The sequence below is a fragment of the Microcoleus sp. w1-18aA5 genome (assembly GCF_036701705.1).
Taxonomy (GTDB): domain Bacteria; phylum Cyanobacteriota; class Cyanobacteriia; order Cyanobacteriales; family Microcoleaceae; genus Microcoleus.
Genome location: NZ_JAUPTE010000078.1, coordinates 1 through 22,393 on the forward strand (window position 1 = coordinate 1; position 22,393 = coordinate 22,393).

At 45.5% G+C, this 22,393-nt stretch carries 21 protein-coding genes; 15 read left to right on the forward strand and 6 right to left on the reverse strand.

Going from position 1 to position 22,393, the window contains the following annotated elements; all coding sequences use genetic code 11:
- Positions 1-87 precede the first annotated feature (87 nt).
- The 3 genes from Q5691_RS22415 (at position 88) to Q5691_RS22425 (ending at position 5,578) form a co-directional block, all read left to right on the forward strand.
- Positions 88-2,412, forward strand: coding sequence for an ATP-binding protein (locus Q5691_RS22415; RefSeq protein ID WP_333347175.1), 2,325 nt, complete (start codon positions 88-90; stop codon positions 2,410-2,412).
- A 21-nt stretch (positions 2,413-2,433) separates the two neighbouring features.
- A complete protein-coding gene (gene xylB / locus Q5691_RS22420) occupies positions 2,434-3,876 on the forward strand; it encodes a xylulokinase (protein ID WP_333347161.1) in 1,443 nt (480 codons plus the stop codon).
- A gap of 121 nt (positions 3,877-3,997) precedes the next feature.
- Positions 3,998-5,578, forward strand: a complete 1,581-nt coding sequence (locus Q5691_RS22425) for a glycosyltransferase (RefSeq protein ID WP_333312004.1) — start codon at positions 3,998-4,000, stop codon at positions 5,576-5,578.
- Positions 5,579-6,035: 457 nt separating this feature from the next.
- On the opposite strand, the gene Q5691_RS22430 is transcribed toward Q5691_RS22425, so the two are convergent.
- Positions 6,036-6,851: an FkbM family methyltransferase gene (locus Q5691_RS22430; protein ID WP_333211657.1), complete on the reverse strand. Its 816-nt coding sequence runs from the start codon at positions 6,849-6,851 to the stop codon at positions 6,036-6,038.
- A 210-nt stretch (positions 6,852-7,061) separates the two neighbouring features.
- Entirely contained in the window at positions 7,062-7,568 is a 507-nt protein-coding gene (locus Q5691_RS22435; RefSeq protein ID WP_333211658.1) for a hypothetical protein, read from the reverse strand.
- 137 nt (positions 7,569-7,705) lie between these two features.
- On the opposite strand from Q5691_RS22435, the gene Q5691_RS22440 reads away from it, so the two are divergent.
- The 6 genes from Q5691_RS22440 (at position 7,706) to Q5691_RS22465 (ending at position 14,466) form a co-directional block, all read left to right on the forward strand.
- Positions 7,706-7,948: a hypothetical protein gene (locus tag Q5691_RS22440; protein WP_333211660.1), complete on the forward strand. Its 243-nt coding sequence runs from the start codon at positions 7,706-7,708 to the stop codon at positions 7,946-7,948.
- A gap of 314 nt (positions 7,949-8,262) precedes the next feature.
- A complete protein-coding gene (locus Q5691_RS22445) occupies positions 8,263-9,345 on the forward strand; it encodes an ATP-dependent 6-phosphofructokinase (RefSeq protein WP_333211661.1) in 1,083 nt (360 codons plus the stop codon).
- 417 nt (positions 9,346-9,762) lie between these two features.
- Positions 9,763-10,185 carry a thioesterase family protein gene (locus Q5691_RS22450; protein ID WP_333312002.1) on the forward strand — a complete coding sequence of 141 codons (423 nt, stop codon included), beginning with the start codon at positions 9,763-9,765 and terminating at the stop codon, positions 10,183-10,185.
- 379 nt (positions 10,186-10,564) lie between these two features.
- Positions 10,565-12,013, forward strand: coding sequence for a slr1306 family protein (locus Q5691_RS22455; protein ID WP_333211666.1), 1,449 nt, complete (start codon positions 10,565-10,567; stop codon positions 12,011-12,013).
- 155 nt (positions 12,014-12,168) lie between these two features.
- Positions 12,169-12,777, forward strand: a complete 609-nt coding sequence (locus Q5691_RS22460; protein WP_333211667.1) for a Uma2 family endonuclease — start codon at positions 12,169-12,171, stop codon at positions 12,775-12,777.
- A gap of 198 nt (positions 12,778-12,975) precedes the next feature.
- On the forward strand, positions 12,976-14,466 hold the full coding sequence (locus Q5691_RS22465) for a DUF697 domain-containing protein (RefSeq protein ID WP_333312000.1): 1,491 nt from the start codon (positions 12,976-12,978) through the stop codon (positions 14,464-14,466).
- 209 nt (positions 14,467-14,675) lie between these two features.
- Here Q5691_RS22465 and Q5691_RS22470 read toward each other — a convergent pair whose 3' ends face one another.
- Positions 14,676-15,365 carry a hypothetical protein gene (locus tag Q5691_RS22470; RefSeq protein WP_333211670.1) on the reverse strand — a complete coding sequence of 230 codons (690 nt, stop codon included), beginning with the start codon at positions 15,363-15,365 and terminating at the stop codon, positions 14,676-14,678.
- A gap of 135 nt (positions 15,366-15,500) precedes the next feature.
- Positions 15,501-16,343, reverse strand: a complete 843-nt coding sequence (locus tag Q5691_RS22475) for a TlyA family RNA methyltransferase (RefSeq protein WP_333211671.1) — start codon at positions 16,341-16,343, stop codon at positions 15,501-15,503.
- Positions 16,344-16,565: 222 nt separating this feature from the next.
- On the opposite strand from Q5691_RS22475, the gene Q5691_RS22480 reads away from it, so the two are divergent.
- Complete coding sequence (locus Q5691_RS22480) at positions 16,566-16,805, forward strand: hypothetical protein (protein WP_333311999.1); 240 nt, start codon at positions 16,566-16,568, stop codon at positions 16,803-16,805.
- A 253-nt stretch (positions 16,806-17,058) separates the two neighbouring features.
- Here Q5691_RS22480 and apcB read toward each other — a convergent pair whose 3' ends face one another.
- A complete protein-coding gene (apcB, locus tag Q5691_RS22485) occupies positions 17,059-17,568 on the reverse strand; it encodes an allophycocyanin subunit beta (RefSeq protein WP_293258696.1) in 510 nt (169 codons plus the stop codon).
- Positions 17,569-17,905: 337 nt separating this feature from the next.
- Between apcB and glnA the strand changes: the two genes are divergently transcribed.
- Positions 17,906-19,327 carry a type I glutamate--ammonia ligase gene (glnA, locus tag Q5691_RS22490; RefSeq protein ID WP_333211674.1) on the forward strand — a complete coding sequence of 474 codons (1,422 nt, stop codon included), beginning with the start codon at positions 17,906-17,908 and terminating at the stop codon, positions 19,325-19,327.
- Positions 19,328-19,436: 109 nt separating this feature from the next.
- Here the strand turns inward: glnA and Q5691_RS22495 are convergent, their stop codons facing one another.
- Positions 19,437-19,877, reverse strand: a complete 441-nt coding sequence (locus tag Q5691_RS22495; RefSeq protein WP_333347165.1) for a hypothetical protein — start codon at positions 19,875-19,877, stop codon at positions 19,437-19,439.
- A 76-nt stretch (positions 19,878-19,953) separates the two neighbouring features.
- Here Q5691_RS22495 and Q5691_RS22500 point away from each other — a divergent pair, with 76 nt between their 5' ends.
- The 4 genes from Q5691_RS22500 to Q5691_RS22515 all read left to right on the forward strand — a co-directional run bounded on the left by Q5691_RS22500 (position 19,954) and on the right by Q5691_RS22515 (position 22,390).
- A complete protein-coding gene (locus Q5691_RS22500) occupies positions 19,954-20,280 on the forward strand; it encodes a hypothetical protein (protein WP_333084935.1) in 327 nt (108 codons plus the stop codon).
- Complete coding sequence (locus Q5691_RS22505) at positions 20,277-20,510, forward strand: hypothetical protein (RefSeq protein WP_333084936.1); 234 nt, start codon at positions 20,277-20,279, stop codon at positions 20,508-20,510. The genes Q5691_RS22500 and Q5691_RS22505 overlap by 4 nt, the downstream gene beginning before the upstream one ends.
- A gap of 303 nt (positions 20,511-20,813) precedes the next feature.
- Positions 20,814-21,710 (forward strand): ferritin-like domain-containing protein, encoded by an 897-nt coding sequence (locus tag Q5691_RS22510; protein ID WP_333347168.1) that lies wholly within the window; start codon positions 20,814-20,816, stop codon positions 21,708-21,710.
- A gap of 176 nt (positions 21,711-21,886) precedes the next feature.
- Entirely contained in the window at positions 21,887-22,390 is a 504-nt protein-coding gene (locus Q5691_RS22515; RefSeq protein WP_333211678.1) for a YbjN domain-containing protein, read from the forward strand.
- The last annotated feature ends 3 nt before the right edge of the window (positions 22,391-22,393 follow it).

Here is a 22,393-nt window from a genome sequence, read left to right on the forward strand (position 1 = left end):
CAGTAAAACCGGAGTCAAAATCCTCCAAAGGTTTACCCTACATACTCCGACGCCTTTTGTCAATGGGGGAACTTCAGTTTAACCGAGATACCTTTTGTCTTTGAGGAAGACCTAGAATCGGTGACTGAAGTCTGCCAACGGCTGGTCTATGGTGATGAACCCCATATTTTTTCATACAACCGCAATTACACCAACGATCGCAACATTGTGCACTGCGAGTGGTATAACTCCAGTCTCAGGGACGAATCGGGACGGATGATTTCGGTGTTATCGCTGGTGCTGGATGTGACAGAGCGGAAGTATGCCGAACAAGAACGAGAACAACTGTTAGAGCGCGAACGTATTTACCGTTCTCAGGCAGAAGCCGCACAGCGCCAACTGGCAACTATTTTTGACACGTCTCCGGTGGGACTTGCCCTGTTAGATGCCCAGCAGCGATTTATTGCTATTAATGAAGCATTAGCAGAAATTAATGGATTAACCCGCGAGCAACACTTAGGACATTCCATTTCAGAACTTTTTGGTCAATTCGATCCCCAAGTAGTTGAAGTCTTTCATCAGATATACACCACAGGAAATCCCTTCACTTCACCCAACTTTGCGGTGAATGTTCCCGGACGCAGCGATCGCCGTCCCGGCTATTACAACGTTTACTATCTTCCGACTGTTAACTTTAATAGCCAGGTAGAAGGCGTTCTAGTCTATGTGGTAGATGTGACGGAACGGGTGCAGTTAGAACATGCCCAACGCTTTCTCTCTGAGGCAAGTGCGGTGCTGGCATCCTCACTTGATTATCAAACAACTCTAGAGCAAGTCGCGCAGCTTACAGTGCCGGAATTAGCGGACTGGTGTACGGTTCACATCATAGAAGAGGATGGTGCGATCGAGCAGATTGCGGTTGCTCACATTAACCCTGCCAAGCTGGAATGGGCATATCAGATGAGAGACAAGTATCCTCTGAACCCAGATGACCCTCGCGGTGCTGCATTGACCTTGCGAACTGGGGAATCTGATTTGGTGCCAGAGATTCCCGATGAACTATTGGTACAGGCAGCCCGTGACCCAGAGCATTTAGAGATTCTGCGGCAGGTTGGATTCAAATCGGTAATGACGGTGCCACTACGAACTCAGGCACGAATTCTAGGGGCCATTTCCTTTATCTCAGCCGAATCTGGACGACGGTATACCTCAGCAGATTTGCAACTGGCAGAGGAATTGGCGCGTCGTGCTTCCTTGGCGATCGACAATGCTCAGTTATATCGGTTAGCTCAACGCGATCGCGCAAAAGCAGAAGCCGCTAACCGGATTAAAGATGAATTTTTAGCCGTATTGTCCCACGAGTTGCGATCGCCCCTCAATCCGATTCTGGGCTGGACAAAATTGCTACGAACAGGGCGACTAGATACCACAAAAACCCAGCAAGCGCTGGAAACGATCGAACGCAACGCCAAGCTGCAAGCCCAATTAATTGAGGACTTGTTGGATGTCTCGCGCATTCTGCAAGGAAAAATGACGTTAAACGTCGCTCCTGTGAATCTAGCGGCAATGATTGAGGCTGCACGGGAAACGGTACGACTAGCAGCCGAAGCCAAACACATTCAAATCCAAACTACATTTAATCCTATTTCAGGAACGGTTTCAGGCGATAGTAATCGCCTCCAACAAGTAGTCTGGAACCTCCTCTCCAATGCTGTGAAGTTCACCCCAACCGGAGGACGTATCGACGTGCAACTAGAGCAGGTTGGTATGTACGCTCAGATTCGAGTCAAAGATACTGGAAAAGGCATCCAACGAGAGTTCTTACCCCATGTGTTTGACTACTTCCGTCAAGAAGATGGCACCATAACCCGACAATTCGGCGGATTGGGATTGGGACTAGCGATCGTCCGTCATTTTACCGAACTGCATGGAGGAACCGTTCAAGCAGACAGCTTAGGACAGAACTTAGGGGCTACATTTACCATCCGGCTACCGTTAAACATCGTAGAACCGGAGCCCTCTTCTGATGACAGGCATCCAGAAAGTGCGGCAGACTTAGCAGGTATTCAGGTCTTGGTTGTGGACGACGATGCAGATATGCGGGAGTTAGCAGCATTCACCTTGATGCAATCTGGCGCACAAGTTGCCACAGCAGCTTCGGGGGCACAGGCGTTGACCCTCCTGAATCAATCTCTCCCCGATCTACTTTTATGTGACATTGGGATGCCAGAGATGGATGGTTATGCCCTGATTCGGCAAATTAGAAAGTGGTCCCCCCAACAGGGAGGCACGATTCCTGCGATCGCACTTACTGCCTATGCTGGGGAGATCAATCAGCAGCAAGCCTTAGCTGCCGGATTTCAGATCCATATCTCCAAGCCTGTCGAACCTGATGAATTGGTACAAGCGATCGCCCGTTTGCTAAGACACTAAATGATTTGAGGATTAGCTATCATGCTGCTTGGAATTGATTTAGGAACAGGCTCTGCTAAGGCATTGCTCCTAGCGACAGACGGAACCACTATAGGTGAAGCATCAACATCCTATCCTGTTCATGCACCCCAACCTGGATGGGCTGAGTCGGAACCAGAAGATTGGTGGTTAGCGGTTGCCTCGGCTGTTAGGAAGGCAGTGGGAAATCACGCTCAAGAGGTACAGGCGATCGCACTTTCAGGGCAAATGCACGGTGTTGTCCTAGCTTGGGAGTCGGGTCAGCCCCTGCGTCCTGCTATCCTCTGGGCAGATACTCGCTCTAGTGCCACGCTGAACACTTATCATTCGATCGATGTGGCTATTCTAGAGCGCTTGGGCAACCCGATTACGGCTGGAATGGCCGGCCCCACTTTGTTGTGGCTACGAGAACACGAGGCTAATGTCTACACCGAAGCGCGTTGGGCACTCCAGCCCAAAGATTGGCTGCGGTTACGGATGACTGGAGAAGTTGCAACCGAACCATCTGATGCTAGCGGTACTTTGCTTTACGATGTTGTGTCGGATAACTGGGCAGAGGATGCAATCTTAGCCCTGAATCTACGCTATGATTGCTTACCAAAAATTATCCCCTCTAGTGCGATCGCAGGCTACCTAACAACTATTGCTTCTGAGCATCTTGGCTTAAGAGTTGGCTTACCCGTTATTGCTGGTGCGGCGGATACGGCAGCGGCGGCACTTGGCAACGGGCTACTAGAGCCTGGTTTGGTTCAACTAACGATCGGCACAGGCGCTCAAATCATTACACCTCGATCGCAACCAATTATCGATCGTCATGGTCGTACCCATCTCTATCGAACCGCCCTACCTAACCAGTGGTACACCCTTGCAGCAATGCAAAATGCCGGGTTAGCGCTTGAGTGGGTGCGAGGTATCCTCGGCTTGAGCTGGCAGGAAGTCTATACTAAAGCGTTTTCTGTTCCCCCAGGATGTGAAGGGTTGACATTTTTGCCCTACCTCACGGGTGAGCGAACTCCACACCTTGATCCATATATACGTGGGGCATGGGTAGGGCTTGGACTTCATCACACACAGGCGCACCTGATGCGATCGGCTTTAGAGGGAGTTGCTTTTGCCTTGCGACAAGGTTTTGAGGCACTGGAGGCAACAGATTTTAAAGCGACAGAACTGCGTTTAGCAGGCGGTGGAACGGCAGAAATGCCTTGGAAGCAATTACTGACTGATGTATTGAGAATACCCCTCTATGCAACTACAGTTGCTGCGGCTTCCGCGCGTGGTGCTGCTCTACTGGCGGGTATAGGAATTGGTGTATACGCAGATGCTAATGACACCACCAAACTGGCAGCCACACCAATGCTTGCTGCCACTCCCCAATCAGTTGATCCAATCCTAGAAGAGGCTTGGTTTCGATATCAATCGCTTTATCCACGACTTAAAAAAACTTGATAGGAGTTATGCCTCAAGGAGGACGTGCTAGAACCTATCCACAATTTATTCTTAAGCTAAGACTCTTTAACATCAGTCAAATAAAATAACTAACTTTACTACAAGAGGAGGTAGATATTACATGAACATATTAGCTGGAATTAAGCTACCAAAATCAGCCGAGAGTTCAAATGTATATATACGGTGTAATGAATCTGCATCTATAAGCTACCAAGAAGATGACAAAAAAGTTGTTTTATCTCATGGTGGTGTTGTATCCTCAAATTCTTACTTTAATTCGTTTTACGAGAGATATTATACTCAATATACAACTCTTAGCTCTATCTACTATGTGCTAAAACTTGAAGGCGACTTTAAAGTTTGTGTTTACAGAGAATTTGATGGACAAAAAAACAAAGAAATAATTTCTGAAGAGAGCTTTGAGAAATGTCAATTCTCTGAGCCTGTAAAAATCTCACCAATAAATCTCCTTCAAGGCAAAAAAGCGGGCAGAATATATTTTGAAATAACTTGTTCTAGTGAACAGGGCGAATTTAAAGGGGCATGGATAGCAACTGATGAACGTAAAACTAGAGAAGTATCATTGGGGATTGTCATTTGCACCTTTAAAAAAGAGGACTTCATACAAAATACATTAACTGCAATTTTTCAAGATGAATTACTAGAAACCAAGGACTTTAAAGTATTCGTTGTTGATAATGGTAGAACTTTAGATGAAGCTGATTTCGGAAAGCCAAAAATGAGGCTAGTTCCTAATATAAATGCGGGTGGAAGCGGTGGCTTTACCAGAGGGTTGGTCGAAGCTTTAGAGGAAAACAAATATTCTCACTTTTTGCTTATGGATGATGATATAGAGTTAGAAAGTGAATGTATTTATAAATTATTTCCTTTGTATGAATACGCCAAGTCTGATTTTGCTGTAGCCGGTGGACTGCTAAATTTACAGAAAAAGCATATGTTGTATGAAGCAGGAGCATCGTACAACGCCTATTCTAAAACTAGAGGATTTGGGCCTGGGGCATTAATTGCTTTAAATTATAATATCGATTTACGAGATTCTAATTCTCTCAACAGGTTGCTCAAGGAAGAAGATGTAGACTATGGCGGATTTTGGTTTTTCTCTTTTTCTAAGGAACTTGTTGAACAAACTCAATTACCGCTGCCTTTATTTATCAAAATAGATGATGTAGAGTTTGGTTTAAGAATAAAAGAGTTGGGCAATAACATTGTAGCTTTTCCATCAATGGCGGTGTGGCATCAACCAGCGGTGGCCAAGAATGTAAATTGGGAAAATTATTATTATATCCGCAATGATTTAATAGCTTATTCCATCCATTATTCTCCAGAATACATGGATGCAGTTCAGCATTTGACAAAAGTCATTCTTCAGGCTTTAGCAAAATTTGATTATAATCATGTAGAGATGGTTGTAAAAGCTTTTGAAGACTATCTAAAAGGGCCAGATTTTATCAAAAACTCTGATCCAGAAACCTTTCACATGAGCATTGTAAACCTTAGTAAAAGCTATAATAACCAAAATGAGGTAGATAAATTAGCTGGTACTAACCTTTTGACTAGGTGGTTTAAAGTTGCTGCTGAAGGTATTAATGAATGGTCATCCGTAAGTACACAATGGAAAAGTGCTTCAAAGGAAATGACATCTACTATATTTTGGCAGCAATACCTTGGGCTAAACAACTAGAACTGAAAGCCTCCATTGGTTGATGGTTGACAGCTTCGACTGCCAGCAACTCAACAATCCACCACAAAAGCGCCTTGGGATTAATTGTGGTAGTTGACACTCCCCCGTCACAGCGTAGGGCTGTTTCGGGACAACCACGGGGGATTGCCCCTATGGAAAACTAGGCTTTTGTAGGGGCGGTGCCAAGAGTGCCCGCCCTCACCCACAGATGATGTCATGGGCATTTCAGGCATCGGGGCAACCACGGGGGGTTTGCGCCTACAAGAAAATGCAACAGCCCTGCCGCATTAGGGCATTCCCACTTTCTGATATCCAATGAAAGCCAATTTACAACAGATTGCTAGCTTATAGACGACAATAGCCGCATTTAGAAAACCAGTTTTTTAGATGTTGAGGATTAATTAAATAAGCGTGCGAAGTGCGACCCGGATTGGGTATCAGATGGAAGCAACTTGAGTTAAATGATGACATAATCTTCGCCCACAACAGATTGAGTGACCTGTGGTTCCGGCTCTACTGGGTCGCTGTAATGAGTGTCAATGTGTTTGATGAAACTTTCCCGATAAGCTTTGAGATGCGAGTTAAGTGCTTCGAGATCCTGCTCTCCTGTCGCGAAACCCCTCTCTCTTCTGAAGTGACCGGATTCCTTAACAAAAGCCATGTCAACTTGCCACAAAGCTTTATCAATCGGGCGATATGCCAAATCAACAATATCGTAAGCTGCGAATCCTTGGGACTTCATAAAACTCATTACATCATACATCTGACCGAACAAAGTAACTTCTACAATTACATATTCAGTCTGCTGCAAAATCTCAGTGGCTCCCGCTAAAACATCTAATTCCTGTCCGTCTACATCGACTTTAATTAAATACGGGCCTGGCAAGTTTCTTTCCCTGCATATTCCATCGAGGGTAATTGCTGGTATGTTTCTCAAATAAGGATTGGTGCTGTCAGTAGCGAGATTTTCATAAAGTGAAGAATGCAACATAGAGGGACAGACGTTAAGCGTGAAAACTCCAGCTTCTTTGGTCGCTGCCGCAATAATGTATTCTGCACTTTTGAGCTTGCGGCAAATTTTGGCTAGATAAGGTTCATTTTCGGCGATGGGTTCAATTAGCAAATGTCGCGCATCGGGGAAAGTTTCGTAAAGGTTAAAAGTTCCCAAGGCGGCACCGACATCAATCACAGTTCTTGGTTGAAAACCTAATTTTTTAGCCAGCAGCAAGCTGCCTGACATGGAGTTTCTGAGAATTCCTGTTTGTTGGTTCACAATTTTTTTTCTACTTTTTTGAAGGTATAGAAACGAAATGTTAAATGTGTGGAAATTTGGGTTAGTTTTTCACTTTCAAATATTTCACTATTCTCTACATTTTTTTAGTAAGAGGCTTTTGGGTCTGTTCCACAAAAGAATTGATTTGTAATGGAACAGGCCGAAAAGCTTCTGAGATTGTTGCTAAATGTGAGTCAACCCAACTTGCTACTATTTCGCGGATTTCTGCGCCTTGTTTTCCGGTTCGACAGATTGCAAAGCTTCGTCGAGAATTGCCCGTGCTTCTTCGGCTTTACTTCTAGCTTCTCGATAGCGGACGTTAGCTTGAGCAAAGTTTTTGAGAACCTTGAAACCATCTTTCAAACGACCAATTTCCTCGGCACTCACAGCCTCATCTGTAAACAAAATGTCGATCGCCGCCCGGATTTTGAGGGCTTCTTCGCGGGATTCCATGACTTTCAATTTGAGACTTGCCAAATTGCTCAAAATCTGGACTGCTTCTGTAATCGCGTCCTCGCCGTCAGACGCAGCATCTTCGATATCCTTAACTTCAACAAACTGCTTGGGCCCAAATCCCTCCACGAGTTCCGTAGGCAGTTTGCCCTCATCCATGAGATCCATCAGCCGATCCATCGCTTCTTCGCGGGCTTTGGCTGAATCTTTCCCTTTGACAGTTAAAATAATTTCGGGGCTTTGAGGAAGTGTATAGCGAACCATATTTTGACAGCCTGTGCGCGAAAACAATTGAATGATATTTTATCTTTATTCGATCGCCAGTTGCAGCTATCAATCCGCTCCATTACCAACCGCTTGCCAAAACTTGACACATATACACTCAAAAGGAACCCTCGACAATGAAAGATAAATTTCTTAACTTTCTCAACTTGATTTTAGTAGCTGATGTATTTTTCGTCTTTGCCATTTTTGGGTGGTTTGTGATCGCCGTAGCAGGTCGATCGACCGGGGTGAATCTCGGTTTTGATTTGTGGTACAGTCTCTGGCAGCCCGTATTTAATCCCGCCCTGGGAATTCTTATGGGTGGTGCTATTCTCAGCGGTATAATTAACCAAGTTTCTAAACGCCTCAATTCCAAGTAAAATTGATGTTTTGTTGGAGACGGCGATTGGCGATGCTACGCAAGTTAGCGATCAAACTTGTAGGGCGCGTCAGAGATGAGGCACTAAATTAGGTCGATGAAGCTTGAAAATACATAAGTAGTCAAAAACGAGTGAAACGCTCCCCGAAGGAGCGATGTCTTATGAAAGCAATCACAAAAGTTATCAGAGCTTTACATTCTGTTACAGAGTAAACTTGATTTTCGCCTACGTATTTACGTCGAAAATCACGATTGGACGATCGGCATCTAAAAATATCAACTCATATTCAGAGTAACAAAAGTCGGGCATTAATTATGGGAGAACAAAAATGTATCGGTATCCTCACTAGCGGGGGTGACTGTGCAGGCTTAAACGCAGTTATTCGAGCCGTTGTCCACCGCGCAACGGGAACTTACAATTGGAAAGTGATGGGGATTCGTCAAGCCACCAACGGATTGATGAGTCGTCCCCCGGAAGCAATTCCCTTGGATATTGAGAAAGTAGACTCGTGGCTCACCATTGGCGGTACGATGCTAGGCACGACAAATAAGGGCGACCCTTTTGCTTTCCCGATGCTGGATGGGACTATACGCGATCGTACTGAGGACATCATCGAAGGCTATCATCAACTAGGTCTGGATGCCTTAATTGGCATTGGTGGCGATGGCAGTCTTGCCATTCTCAGGAAGATTGCTCTACAAGGCAATTTGAATTTAGTTGCTATTCCTAAAACTATTGATAATGATGTCGGAATTACCGAGCGTTCCATCGGTTTTGATACTGCTGTCAATATTGCCACTGAAGCACTCGATCGCTTGCATTTTACTGCTGCCAGTCACAGTCGCGTCATGATTGTTGAAGTCATGGGACGCGACGCTGGACATATTGCGATCAGTGCCGGAATTTCTGGGGGAGCTGATATAATTCTGATTCCCGAAATCCCTTACAAAATTTCTAATATCTGCGCCCAAATCCAAGAACGCCAAGACCGGGGGAAAAACTACTGTTTAATTATAGTAGCGGAGGCAGTTCGCACTGAAGAAGGCGAGTTAGTAATGCACACAAATCGCTTAAGTCAAAGTCGATTAGGCGGAATTGGTCAGTATTTAGCTGATACAATTTCTGAGTGCAGCGGTGCAGAAACTCGCGTCACTGTTTTGGGACATATTCAACGCGGAGGAACTCCTTCATCGCTAGAAAGATTAATTGCTTCTGCTTTTGGCGTCGCAGCAGTTGATTTAATTGCCGAAGAGAAATACGACTGCATGGTATCTTGGCAAAAGCGGGAAGTTGTGAGCGTTCCTCTGGAAGATGCGATCGCCAAATACAGACCTGTAGACTTCGATGGTACTCTGGTTAAAACGGCCCGCGGTTTAGGGATTTGTCTGGGAGATTAAACAATTAGCCCTCCGATTTCTCAAAGATTGAGTCCGGGACGCACTCAGAACCAAGAAACCGGGTTTTTCAACCGAGACGGAGGGTTTTAAGCCAGTGTATTGTCGTAAAAAAACCAAGGTGATGACCAAGAATTTCAAAGGTGGTATCCGCCACGTGATTTATCCGTGGAATCAATCCAAAATCGAAAATCGAAAATCCTCCAGCCCCCGCTTTTATCTCGCGCAAGTCAATCGAAAATCTAAAATCTAAAATCTAAAATCGATTGACCGTCTGTACTTCCAGGACTAAGATTAACCTGGAAGCAGTGACGTTTCAACTATTTAGTGTAACGTGCAATCAGTTCCGAGCGAGTATCCACCCAGAGTGCGATCGCACTCGGAACTACAAAATACCGCAACAAGTGGAAAGGTGAGAAATTGACACCATTTACTACGGAAATTAGAGTGCGACATTATGAAATGGATGCTCTCGGTCACGTAAATAATGCTGTTTACCAGCATTATTTAGAACACGCTGCGATCGAACATTTAGAACATTTGGGATTTACTCTCGATCGCTACCGGGAACTGGGCGGCGTCTTTGTAATGCGGCGGATAGAGATTGACTATTTGCGATCGGCCGCCGCAGGCGATCGATTGGAGATATCCACTTGGATCGAACAAATGCGCGGCCCGCGCGCTGTCCGCCGCTACGAAATTCGCTTAGCTGGAAGTGACGAAATCTTGTTAAAAGCCGAGGCGCTTTGGGTTTGGGTTGAAGTTACCACCATGCGCCCGCGAGCAATTCCCAAACAAATAATTGATATTTTTCAATCGCAGTTTCAAGAATTACCAAAATAAAAGAAAAATAAACTATTCTGTTTGCAACATCCTGTAAAAATTTAGTGTTTGTAGTGAAGATTTAAGCCCTCTATTAATCATATCTTGCACCAGTGTTAATAAGCCTTTCACGGGCGGGTTCTCCGGTAAACCACACAAGAAAATTTACTCTTTGTGGACCAGGCATCTTGCCTGTTCTTGAGAATGGTGCAAGATGTGAGATATTCCCCATTTGTAGAAGTGCAAAAAGTTGATTGTGGCCGGGGCCGCAAATCCCGATGGCAAAAAGTCGGATCGCCCGCCTGCCAGTTTGGATGTCACAGAGGTACGATGGAATATAGGGAGGGAGGCCAAGCCGGCGAAGGTTAAGCTTGGTGACAATACCCACAGGAAGGAAAAAATGACACTTAACTTGCGGCGACCGATTTTAATAGGCGGAATAGGACTTTCAGCAGCGCTGTGGCTGCTGGAAACTCTACAGCATTCGGGTTCAGAAATGGGCGAAACGGCACTCATCGGCTTGGCTGCTGCCGGTGCGGGGTATTGGTGGTGGAAACAACAATCCCCCAAACTCGAACTCGCACTCCCGCAACCCCTGGCGAACCGGGAAGCAGCCGAAAAAGCGATCGCGGCTTCCGAAGCGGCAATTAAATTGCTAGCCTCAGAAGCTCAAAACTCCGCCGATCCTGCCAATCTAACAGCAAAGCTCGATCGGCTCAGAGCCGAATTAGATAGACAAGATTTACGGATTACCGTAACAGGCGGCAAAGCTGTCGGCAAAACTGCCTTAATTCAAGTTTTAAATTCTAATTGGGTCTCTCAACACTCGCAAAAGCTTAGTTTACAAGAAACAGCAGCGCTGTTTGCTAATACAAATGCCGATGCCAAAATCAACGGTGATTTAGTGCTGTTTGTAACAGCGGGCGACATCACAGATTCCGAATTTAAAACATTATCTCAGTTAGCGTCCGCAGGTCAGCGCGTGTTGCTAATCTGGAACAAACTAGACCAATATTTGCCAGAACAGCAGTCGCAGGTTTTGAACTCTTTGCAGCAGAAAATGCAAGGAATATTGGGGACAGAAGAGATAATTGCGATCGCAGCTTCTCCCAATTCTATTAAAGTGCGCCAGCACCAAGCGGACGGCACATTTAAAGAACGGATCGAAAATCAAGTCTCTCAACTCGACGCGCTGACGGAAAGATTGACTAAAATCTTAACTGAAGAGCGGCAACAGTTGGTCTGGGCGAGTGCAGTGCGCGAGGCTGCAAGTATCAAGCTAGAGGCAAAAACCTTATTAAATGCAGTCAGGCGCGATCGGGCAATTCCCATTATCGAACAATATCAGTACATCGCCGCCGCCGCCGTCTTTACTAACCCGGTTCCAGCTTTAGACTTGCTAGCAACAACCGCCATCAGTACCCAACTCGTAATTGACCTCGGCGCTATCTACCAGCAACAGTTTTCCTTAGACCAAGCTAAGACAGTAGCGGGTACTTTAGCTAATCAAATGTTTAAATTGGGATTAGTAGAACTGTCTACCCAAACTATTACTGGACTGCTGAAAAGCAATGCCGTCACCTATGTAGCAGGAGGCGCTGTGCAGGGAATTAGTGCAGCATATTTTACCAGAATAGCAGGACTGAGTTTAATTGAATATTTCCAAAGTCAAGAACTGGAAAATGCTCCCAAAGGCATTTTCAATCTCGACCAGTTGACTAAAACTTTGCAAGCAGTATTTACGCAAAATCAGCAAGTTTCCTTCTTGCAATCTTTCGTCAACCAAGTGGCGAGTCGCCTTTCATCTCAGGTATCTGGGCCCGAAACCGTTAAGTCGGCGGCCAATTAAGTAAAATAAAGGAACCGGCAAGATGCCTGTTCCACAAGACAGTTTTTCTGTTGTGGAACAGGCATCTTGCTTGTTCCACGGCAGAACCAGGCAACCAGTTAATATTTTCCTTCTTCCTTCTGCCTTCTGTTATACAATTAAATAAACTTTGCACGATGATACAAACTCAACCCAAAATACTAACCTTTGAAGAATTTCTAGAAGACAAAGCCGAGAACAGATGCTACGAACTTCACGACGGGGTAATGGTTGAAATGCAGCCAACAGGAGAACACGAAGATATCACAGCATACCTTGTTCAAGAATTTACGCTGCTCTACACCCAACTGCAACTTCCATACCGCATTCCCTCGAAAGCGCTAGTTAAGCCCCCAGCTAAAGATACAGGATATATTCCTGATGTTTTGCTATTAAACCGTCAGGCTTTAGCGTCGGAACCCTTATGGTTGAAGTCAGCAACAATCACCCAAGGAACATCTATCCCGCTACTTGTTGAAGTTGTTAGTACCAACTGGCGCGACGATTATCTCAAAAAGTTGGCAGATTACGAAATGATGGGCATCCTCGAATATTGGATTGCGGATTATGCTGCATTCGGCGGAATACGTCATATTGGCGACCCCAAAGAACCGACGCTTTCGGTTTGTCAGCTCGTGGACGGAGAGTATAGGATTAGACAGTTCAGAGGGAGCGATCGCATTATTTCACCTACATTTCCCAATATGGAGCTGAACGTCGATCAAATTTTCCGAGGCGGCGCCTAGTGTTAGGGAAAAGAACAGGCAAGATACCTGTCCCACAAAAATTTTTTGTTATTGTGGAACGGGCGGGATATCCCGTTCAATATTTTTTGGAAAACTCACAACAAAAAAATTATAAATTTATGAAAAATTGTATTAAAATAAGAAATAGGATTTATAATTCGACGATCAATTATACCTGCTTAACAAAGCCGATCGCCAATGGCTGACAATTCCCTTCAAGAAAATCGATTATCTCTTGCCCGTGCCAGTTTGCGCGAAGCCCTGGCGCGCTATTCCCACCTGCGCCAAGGGAAAAAAAACTCGAATAATACAGAATTAGAAGCGGCGCTGCAATATCAGTTAGATATTTTAACTTCCACCTCAGAAAAACTAGACCACAACATAATCCGCATTGCTACTTTCGGCTTAGTCAGCCGTGGCAAGTCAGCCGTATTAAACGCGCTTTTAGGTCATAAAATTCTGCAAACAGGCCCTCTCAACGGCGTAACTCAGTGGCCGCGTTCCGTGCGCTGGAGTGTGCCTTTATCATTCCTTGACAGCGAGGAATCTCCCCAACCCCCCCTGGCCAAGGGGGGGAAAGGAGGCGTGCAAGTAGAATTAATCGATACTCCGGGACTTGATGAAGTTGGTGGCGAAGTGCGCGGCGAAATGGCGAAACAAGTAACTCGTCAAGCTGACTTAATTCTCTTTGTCGTTGCAGGCGATATCACCCGAACTGAATATCAAGCGCTTTGCGAATTGCAAACAGCTCAAAAACCGGTGATTTTAGTTTTTAATAAAATTGACCTGTATCCAGAATTAGACAGAAAAGCTATTTACCAAAGTTTGCAAGCGCTGGGAAATTCTGAAGAGTTAGCAGCCACTGCGGTAACAGAGGAAACAGATAGCGAAAATTTGTCCGATCGCCCAAACAACTCCTCCCATAAATCTACTGTAAAATCACCGCCTAAAACTTCCAAATCTTTAGAAATCGTCATGGTAGCCGCCGAACCAGCGCCGGTGCAAGTGCGGGTGGAATGGTCCGACGGAAGAGTCAGTCACGAATGGGAGTCGCCGCCGGCGCAGATAGACGAACTCAAACATAAAATTCTCACAATTCTTAACAGAGAAGGTCGATCGCTTCTCGCTCTAAATGCTTTAGTTGAAGCTAGAGACGCCGAAGCCAACATTGCCCGTCACGTTCTCAAATTGCGACAAACAGAAGCCGAAGATTTAATCTGGCAATTTGCAAAATATAAAGCTTTGGCTGTCGGTTTAAATCCCGTGGCATTCTTGGATGTAATGGGAGCAAGTGTCGCAGATTTAGCCTTAATTCGCTCTTTATCCAGACTTTATGGCTTACCCATGACTGGTTACGAAGCGGGGAAACTTTGGCAGACTATTTTCTCCAGCGCTGGCGGCGTACTTTTGGGAGAATTGGGCAGCAGTTTCCTCTTGGGATTTGGCAAAAGTGCAGCCGCAGCGGCCCCGCACATCGGCTTTTCTACTTTTGCCGGAGTCGCTGTCACTCAAGCTAGTTTAGCAGCTTACGGAACCTACGCTGTCGGTCGTGCCGCCCAAGTTTATTTAGAAAAAGGCTGCACCTGGGGCCCCCTGGGACAAGATACGGTAATTCAAGAAATTCTCGCCACCATCGAGCGTAATACAATTATCGATCGCTTGCAGCAAGAGTTTAAAATTGGCAATTAAAAATTGCGCTAGTAGTTGAGTAGGGTAGGTCAGCAGATGGTTATTTGTGAATAATCGAAGAGCTAGGATCTGACGCACCCTACTGCTTGTATTCTTATACAATTGTCAAAAAAGAATGCAACTGTAGGTTAGCTCCCACGATAGCGATCAGTGATTCCCAATTCTTTAATCGAAAATCGAAAATCGAAAATCGAAAATCGAAAATCGTATTACCGTCTCGCGATTCTAACACCTTCCCTAAAATGGGCGATCGTGGCAATTACCGCTATAGAAAAATAAAATATTCTAATCAGCCAAAAACAAACCCGCATTGACCAAGTAACAATAGTCGGAGCAATACCTGTGAACTGTACAAATCTGGAATTAACTTTTTTTTCAAAGCTGTCAAGATCTTTCATCTCCGATTGTTTCGCCGGAATAACGGGAAACTGACCAGTATATACGTAATAACCGATAAAACCAGGCAATCCAACTTTTCTATTCAAAAATGAGTTAGTTAAGATTGCAGTTTGCGAAGGCGATAATTTATCCGATTCTTCCACTTTGTCCAGCCAAGAATTATATCGAATGGCTGGCGTAATCATGAAAACTAAGGGAACTATAACTATCAACACAGCAGCACTAATTTTGCGACCGTATTGAGGGTGTAAAAGCCTTGTCGCCACACCCACTCCCATACCGATAAATGCAAATATCAATATATTTAACAGTTCAATAATTTCGATCCCCCTCAACAAATCACCGATAATCAGAATTGTATATAATAATTTGTCAGCTAGTAGCAGAGCTGCCCACTTGATCAGCATTGAAACGCCTATAATAGTAGCTACAATCGCCACATACCCGATGGCACCTAGAACATACAGGAAAATGGAACCGGCTTGTTTGAATGATTGCATGGAATTATTCACTCTTGTGAAAGTTTAGGAGTCTGATTGACAAAATTTTTGAAAATTTAGAGCAATCTGGAGTTCCAAATTTGTTTTTTTAAATTGATTAGTTTGACATCTTGAAATCAAGCTAAAATCTACAATCTACAATCGATCGACAAGTTCCCGCGCGGCCGCTTTCGTGACTTGTGCGATCCGTTCTTTCACAACATCCTCTTCGATCGCCCTCGGCTCTGATTCTGGTTCGCGATCGATCCCCAACCATAAAAGATACTCGATATTACCGGCCGGGCCAAGTAAAGGCGACCACGTTAAGCCGCGTTGCTGCCATCCTAAAGCTGTGGCTGCCTTCCACACTTGAAAAATCGCATCAGCTTGAGTTGCTGAGTCTCGCACTACGCCTTTTTTCCCGACTCTCTCGCGCCCTACCTCAAACTGCGGCTTTACCAGCAACACGGCTTCTCGCGGTGGTGCCAACAATTCCCACAGCGCGGGTAAAATCTTATCCAGGGAAATAAACGACACATCTACTACCGCCAAATCTGCTGGCCCAGAGTCGCCGTAAAGCTGAGTAGCAGTCATGTACCGCAAATTGGTGCGTTCTTTCAAAATTACCCTCGGATCGTTACGCAAGCCCCAATCTGCTTGACCGTAGCCAACATCTACGCCGTAGACTAGGGCGGCCCCGGCTTGCAGCAAACAGTCGGTAAAACCGCCTGTGGAAATGCCCCCGTCGAGACAAATTCTGCCTGCAACGGGAATTGCAAAAACTTCTAAAGCTTTGGCTAATTTGTCGCCGCCTCTGGAAACATAGCGCGATCGCTCTTTAATCTGAATTTTTGCTGCAATGTCAACCTCAGTACCAGGTTTGTCAACTACCTGCTGGTTGATAGAGACTTTCCCAGTCCGAATCAATGCCTGAGCTTGCTGTCTGGAACTGCACAAATCTAGGCTGACCAATAAAGTGTCTAGTCGCTGTTTAGCCAAGGTTTTTAATCTGTACGGATAGGGTTAAGAACAGTACCAGATTAGCACTTACGCACAAGCCCCACTGCTAATTTTTGACGATTATTTTGGTTTTGCGATTGTCGCGAGGCGATCGCCCCCAGCTTACATGATGTGACTGAGATCGCTCTGAGTGTGTAGTTTTATCACAGATAAACATTCATAGAATCACACAATAATTTTTGTTACTAGCGGATGATTTATATGCAGCTAAAAGCGCTACAAATACCATCAGGGCGATCGACAATGAAAACAATTAACTTTCCTATCAGAAATCCCGGCAATTGTCAAGAAAATCCCCTCGCCTTCGTCAGCGGTGACATCATCCACATTCTTTACCCCAATGGCGAAGTAGAAGCAACAACCGTCGCACAAATCGATCTGCGCCAAACTAAAAATCCCCTGGACAAATGCCTCGTCTGGGGATGTGTTGACGATTTTTAGCACCAGTTTCAAACAAGAATGCAATTGTAGGGAAGCTCCAAACCCTTAATTCATAAGTCATTCCCAATTATTTAAATTTTTAATCTATTATTTTTAATCTATTATTTTTAATTTGAAATCTTTAATCTAGAATTGTATAACCCATAAAAAAAGATCGCTTGGAGGCGGTGAAGCCAAAAAAAGCGATCGATCCAACTGCTGCTAACTGCCAGCCACAAGTGCAATTTACTGCTAAAAGAATTAGCAAATTGACTTAAATATCTTGTTCGCTCAATTCGCGAATCATGTAATCAAAAGGCTGATCCAAAAAAGGCCCTACAGACAAGCCAGCAGCTTCCACCTGAGCCTTAACCATTTCCTTCATAATGCTAATCCCCATCACCGTCGGGCCAATAGGAACGCTTAGAGAATTGTAAGTTTCTCGCAAACCTTGCAGCACGCGCTCGTCGAGCACGTCGGTACTTCCAGCCACCAGGGCGTAAGTAGCATAGCGCAAGTAGTAGTCCATATCCCGCAGACAAGCCGCATAGCGACGAGTCGTGTAGGCATTTCCACCGGGACGGATCAGTTCGGGCTGTTCAGCGAATAGCTGGATACCAGCTTGCTTAACAATTGCCGCAGCATTGCTGTTAATCGCAGCCGCCGCCTGTACCCGTGCCGTGCCCGTTGCAAAATAAGATTTCAACCGATCGATACCATCTCGGTCTAAATACCTACCAGCAACATCATAATTTTCAATCAGGCTCGTCACTGCATCGCGCATAAGTTTCTCTCCCAAAAATCTTTATCAATACTTTGCTATCTGAGACAGACCGCCTATTGTAGACTACTACAAATCGGCGTTTGATTAAGATTTGAGATAGGATTTTCACGAAGGGTAGTCTATCCGTGGCAAACTGTCGTAAAATTCAGCCGTTTGCCTTGTATCTTCAGCCGAAAAATCCACAGGGCAAGAATTTCAAACTGCCCGGCCGCACTGGCCCCCTATTTCAGAATTTTGTAGCCCTAGATACAAAATAGTGGATACTGAAGGCCTACGATCGCCCAAACAGTCTGAAATCGGCCGATCGCCAAGAAACAACCAATATCAGGAGTAAGTCATGTTCCAGACACCCCAAGAAGCCTTAAACTACATAAAAGAAAATAAGATCCAGATCGTTGACCTCAAATTCATCGATATGCCGGGGATCTGGCAACACCTTTCCCTGTACCACGACCAAATCGACGAAACTGCATTCACAGACGGCGTACCCTTCGACGGTTCCAGCATTCGGGGCTGGAAAGCCATCAACGAATCAGACATGACGATGGTCATCGATCCGACCACCGCTTGGATGGACCCGTTCATGGCAGAACCGACCATCAGCTTCATTTGCAGCATCAAAGAACCTCGCACCGGCGAACCGTACAGTCGCTGTCCCCGCACCATTGCCCAAAAAGCCATAGACTACTTGCTTACGACCGGTATCGGCGATACAGCATTCTTTGGCCCGGAAGCAGAATTCTTTATTTTTGACGACGTTCGCTTCGACCAAACCCAAAATTCCGGGTACTATTACGTAGATTCGATCGAAGGTCGCTGGAATTCCGGCAAAGAAGAAGCAGGCGGCAACCTCGGCTACAAACCGCGTTACAAAGAAGGTTATTTCCCAGTAGCACCAACCGATACCTCTCAAGACATGAGAACGGAAATGCTGCTGACAATGGCAAAATGCGGCGTACCCATCGAAAAGCACCACCACGAAGTCGCCACCGGCGGTCAATGCGAACTCGGTTTCCGCTTTGCCACTTTAGTACAAGCAGCCGACTACTTGCTGACTTACAAATACGTAATCAAAAACGTCGGCAAAAAATACGGCAAAACCATCACCTTCATGCCCAAACCGCTATTTAACGATAACGGTTCCGGGATGCACGTTCACCAGTCGATTTGGAAAGACGGTCAACCTCTATTTGCAGGCGATCAATATGCTGGTTTCAGTCAAATGGGACTGCATTACATTGGCGGCATTCTCAAGCACGCACCGGCACTTTTGGCACTCACCAATCCCACCACCAATTCCTACAAGCGCTTAGTTCCTGGTTTTGAAGCGCCTGTAAACTTAGCTTACTCTCAAGGAAATCGATCGGCATCAGTGCGGATTCCGTTGTCGGGAACCAACCCCAAAGCCAAGCGGTTAGAATTCCGCTGTCCCGATGCCACATCCAACCCCTATTTAGCATTTGCAGCCATGCTGTGCGCCGGCATAGACGGCATCAAAAATCAAATCGATCCGGGCGAACCTTTGGACGTGGATATCTACGACCTTTCCCCTGAAGAATTGAGCAAAATTCCTTCAACTCCCGGTTCCTTGGAAGGCGCTTTAGAAGCTTTGGAAAAAGACCACAGTTTCTTAACTGAAACTGGCGTATTTACCGAAGACTTCATCCAAACCTGGATTTCCTACAAACTCGACAATGAAGTCAACCCGATGCGGCTGCGTCCTCACCCCTACGAGTTTGCTCTCTACTACGACTGTTAGAAAATTAAAAATTAAAAATTAAAAGTTAAAACTGGTAATTATACCATTTTTAACCTGTGATTTTTAATTAATAAGAACGCCGCCCTTAAAAGCGGCGTTTTTTTGAAGTTTAGAACTTCTGGATCAACGCCCAGACTCTCCCGTTACCCGACACTATCTGGGCAACGCTGTTAGTAGTAGGGCCCATTGTAGCCTCAGAGACATCCTCTACAGCCCATTTATTTGCTTTCTCATCAACAATAAACAAATCGTCAGCGGTAGTGCCTTCCTGAACCCGATATATCTTATTCAAAATGAAACGTTGTCGCGCCTCAGCTTTTGGTATGCCCGTAACTTCATCAGGATCGATAGAGAGGGCACTGCCTTCTTGTAATGTACCTTTCGAGTTGCTTAAATTGCGATCGTCCCTTTGAGCAACCCGCACACCGTGAAGCTGCAAACCAGGCTCAATCTCAGAGATATTTGAGATAGCAGCTACGGCCCCACTTTTTCCCAAACCGAGAACCGCTGCACTAACAGTCAAAATTAGCAAAAAATTGAAAGGATTCACTGTATTTATGCTCCTTCTTTTGTGAGATTCTGCACTCATTCTAAATTAGCAATTAGCAATTAACAATGACTAAACGATGTCTGATATTTTTGTGATGATCCGCAATCAGAGTAACGTCGCCATGACTTCTGTTGACGGCATTGCGTTTGTCACTTTACTGACTCAAGAAGGACGAGTGCTGGCCGAGGAGACAGTTGACCTGTTTGAAGCTGATGTGAATTTTGATAACCTGAAGCCGGGAAAATATACTGTAGTTGTCAGGCACGAAGGCGTTGAACCTCGATCGGCAACTTGTAGTGTTACAATCACCGATGAAGATAAAGTAATCATGCTGACATTTGTTTACCTGGAGCTAGAACGGGTGCTGCTCCGCATTCAAACTTCAACCGAAGAAAGACTATGACCGTGAAAGTTACTCCGCCAAATTCAATTAAAATGTTTCGTTATCGAGTACATTTCTTGGCCAAAGACCTCTGGAGGGAAAAAAACCCGGTTTGTCGGATGAATCTGGCTTTACAGTTAGCCGATGTGGCGACAACTTTGGCTAGGTTAGAAGTAGAAGAGGCGCGAAAATTTCAACAAGAGTCTGCTAGTGTTGAGGCTTCAGACTCGACGGAACCTGAAGAGTTTTGAGTGCGTGAGATTGCTTTCTGCGATCCGCGCCACCCTTGCGTGATAGCAGTTTAAAAAAATAATCTAACTGTATAAAAGCTCCCAACCCTGATAGTCATCAGTCATTTTTAATCTAAAATCTAACATCTAAAATGGTAGGGTTCGCAACACCAAATTATTTTCGTTGGTTGGGCTAGTAAAAAAATTGTCTGTATAAAATTGAATCTCCGTGCTAAACAATAACTTTCTGCCTTGGGAGGTAATTGGTTGTCGAAAAAAGTGCGTTACACTTATATAAGTATCTTTACAAAACAACATAAAAGCATGACTGTTGCCTATCCCCGCAAGCTTCGCAACGCTATGGGAGCGCGCGAAATTTTAGCTAATGTAGTGCGCGATCGCGAAATTCACCTGATCACCCTCAACCGCTACCGCTACAGCGAACAGCGCAGTTGCAAAGACCTCACCGACGTGATCGAACGGCTAGACGGGGAACCTGCCGAACTCGTGCGCGACCTCTCCCGGCATATTTCCGACGAAGCGCGACACGCGATGTGGCTCACCGACTTGCTGGTAGACCTCGGCCAAAATGTGGGAACGCCGCCGGGAATCTCCTACATTGACGAATTTGACCGCCTGCTGAACAAAGAGCAATACCGCAACCTCGATGACGGTATAATTGCAGTTTTAGCCGCAATCAATGTCACCGAAAAGCGGGGCTGCGAATACTTCTCAGCGCACATCTACGCCCTCAAACAGGCTCCCCAAACCGCAGAAAACGTCAAAATCCGCGAAACCATCGAAAAGATTTTTCCAGAAGAAGCTGGTCACGTCCGCTGGGGAAACCGCTGGCTGGGGTCCATAGCTGCCAAAAGCCCGGAACACCGCCAGAAGGTGGAACAGGCAAAGCGCAAGTATGTCGCGATCGAACAAGCAGCTTTTGAATCGGGAATGGATATCATGCTGGGGGCAGAACTCCGCCGCGTCACCCGCCTGGTAGACATTGCCAACACCATGCCGATGTGGGAACGCCCGCAATACCTGATGGAACGCTTGCCCGCAAGCCTGCTGGCCCCCGACCTACAAATGACCAGAGTCGATGTAGCTCAGCGCGCCTGGAACCGCGACCCGCAGGCATTTATGGAGAAATTGGTGCCCATGTTCCTCAACGGCTTGAATACCATTGAGAAGAAGCCGGCGGCGGCTAAGCCCAAGGCTTAAATACGATCGCGAACCTGGTTGAAACCGCTCTGCAAGTCAAACTTGCGTCTGCCTCCGAAAACAAGCGATATCTACTGGTTCCCAGGCATAGCCTCGGAACCAGTTATTTAAAGTCATAATTTTAAGCTTTAGCAAGTAAACTAATTATTGGAATAGTTTTCCATCTAAATATAATTATGACTACCAGCGAGCCGAACATACAAACAGCTTCCGCAGAAAGCCTATCGAGTGAAAGCGCGATCGCCTCTGAGCAGGTCGAAAAAGCCACAGCCGTCACCTATGCAGAAGAAATTGAAACTGTCATCGCCAGCATGGCTGTAGACCAAAAAGTGATGGTCGGTCAAAATGAAGCTGGCGGACATCTTTGGAAGTTTAAGTACGGCAGTGTTGAAGTGTTCGTGCAACTCACCGGCGAAACCGAAGAGGATACTTTGACTGTTTGGGCTTTTGTACTGCAGTTGCCAGCGAAGAATGAAGCTCAATTAATGCGGAAACTTCTAGAAATGAATTGGCTGTCTACTTTGGAATCTCATTTTGCCATTGTTGACAATCAAGTTGCGGTAATATCGACTCGAACCATCGCCGAAATCTCGGCAGGGGAAATTTCTCGGGTTATTACTATTGTCGCCACGATCGCCGATGATAATGACGATATTCTGCAAGCAGAATTCGGTCAGTAGTCA

Excerpts from the sequence above, each read along its gene's own strand:
- Q5691_RS22510 (WP_333347168.1), top strand. The coding sequence starts at position 20,814 with ATGACTGTTGCCTATCCCCGCAAGCTTCGCAACGCTATGGGAGCGCGC.
- Q5691_RS22445 (WP_333211661.1), top strand. The coding sequence starts at position 8,263 with ATGGGAGAACAAAAATGTATCGGTATCCTCACTAGCGGGGGTGACTGT.
- Q5691_RS22480 (WP_333311999.1), top strand. The coding sequence starts at position 16,566 with ATGCAGCTAAAAGCGCTACAAATACCATCAGGGCGATCGACAATGAAA.
- Q5691_RS22500 (WP_333084935.1), top strand. The coding sequence starts at position 19,954 with ATGTCTGATATTTTTGTGATGATCCGCAATCAGAGTAACGTCGCCATG.
- Q5691_RS22505 (WP_333084936.1), top strand. The coding sequence starts at position 20,277 with ATGACCGTGAAAGTTACTCCGCCAAATTCAATTAAAATGTTTCGTTAT.
- Q5691_RS22460 (WP_333211667.1), top strand. The coding sequence starts at position 12,169 with ATGATACAAACTCAACCCAAAATACTAACCTTTGAAGAATTTCTAGAA.
- xylB (WP_333347161.1), top strand. The coding sequence starts at position 2,434 with ATGCTGCTTGGAATTGATTTAGGAACAGGCTCTGCTAAGGCATTGCTC.
- glnA (WP_333211674.1), top strand. The coding sequence starts at position 17,906 with ATGTTCCAGACACCCCAAGAAGCCTTAAACTACATAAAAGAAAATAAG.
- apcB (WP_293258696.1), bottom strand. The coding sequence starts at position 17,568 with ATGCGCGATGCAGTGACGAGCCTGATTGAAAATTATGATGTTGCTGGT.
- Q5691_RS22435 (WP_333211658.1), bottom strand. The coding sequence starts at position 7,568 with ATGGTTCGCTATACACTTCCTCAAAGCCCCGAAATTATTTTAACTGTC.
- Q5691_RS22470 (WP_333211670.1), bottom strand. The coding sequence starts at position 15,365 with ATGCAATCATTCAAACAAGCCGGTTCCATTTTCCTGTATGTTCTAGGT.
- Q5691_RS22425 (WP_333312004.1), top strand. The coding sequence starts at position 3,998 with ATGAACATATTAGCTGGAATTAAGCTACCAAAATCAGCCGAGAGTTCA.
- Q5691_RS22455 (WP_333211666.1), top strand. The coding sequence starts at position 10,565 with ATGACACTTAACTTGCGGCGACCGATTTTAATAGGCGGAATAGGACTT.
- Q5691_RS22515 (WP_333211678.1), top strand. The coding sequence starts at position 21,887 with ATGACTACCAGCGAGCCGAACATACAAACAGCTTCCGCAGAAAGCCTA.
- Q5691_RS22440 (WP_333211660.1), top strand. The coding sequence starts at position 7,706 with ATGAAAGATAAATTTCTTAACTTTCTCAACTTGATTTTAGTAGCTGAT.
- Q5691_RS22465 (WP_333312000.1), top strand. The coding sequence starts at position 12,976 with ATGGCTGACAATTCCCTTCAAGAAAATCGATTATCTCTTGCCCGTGCC.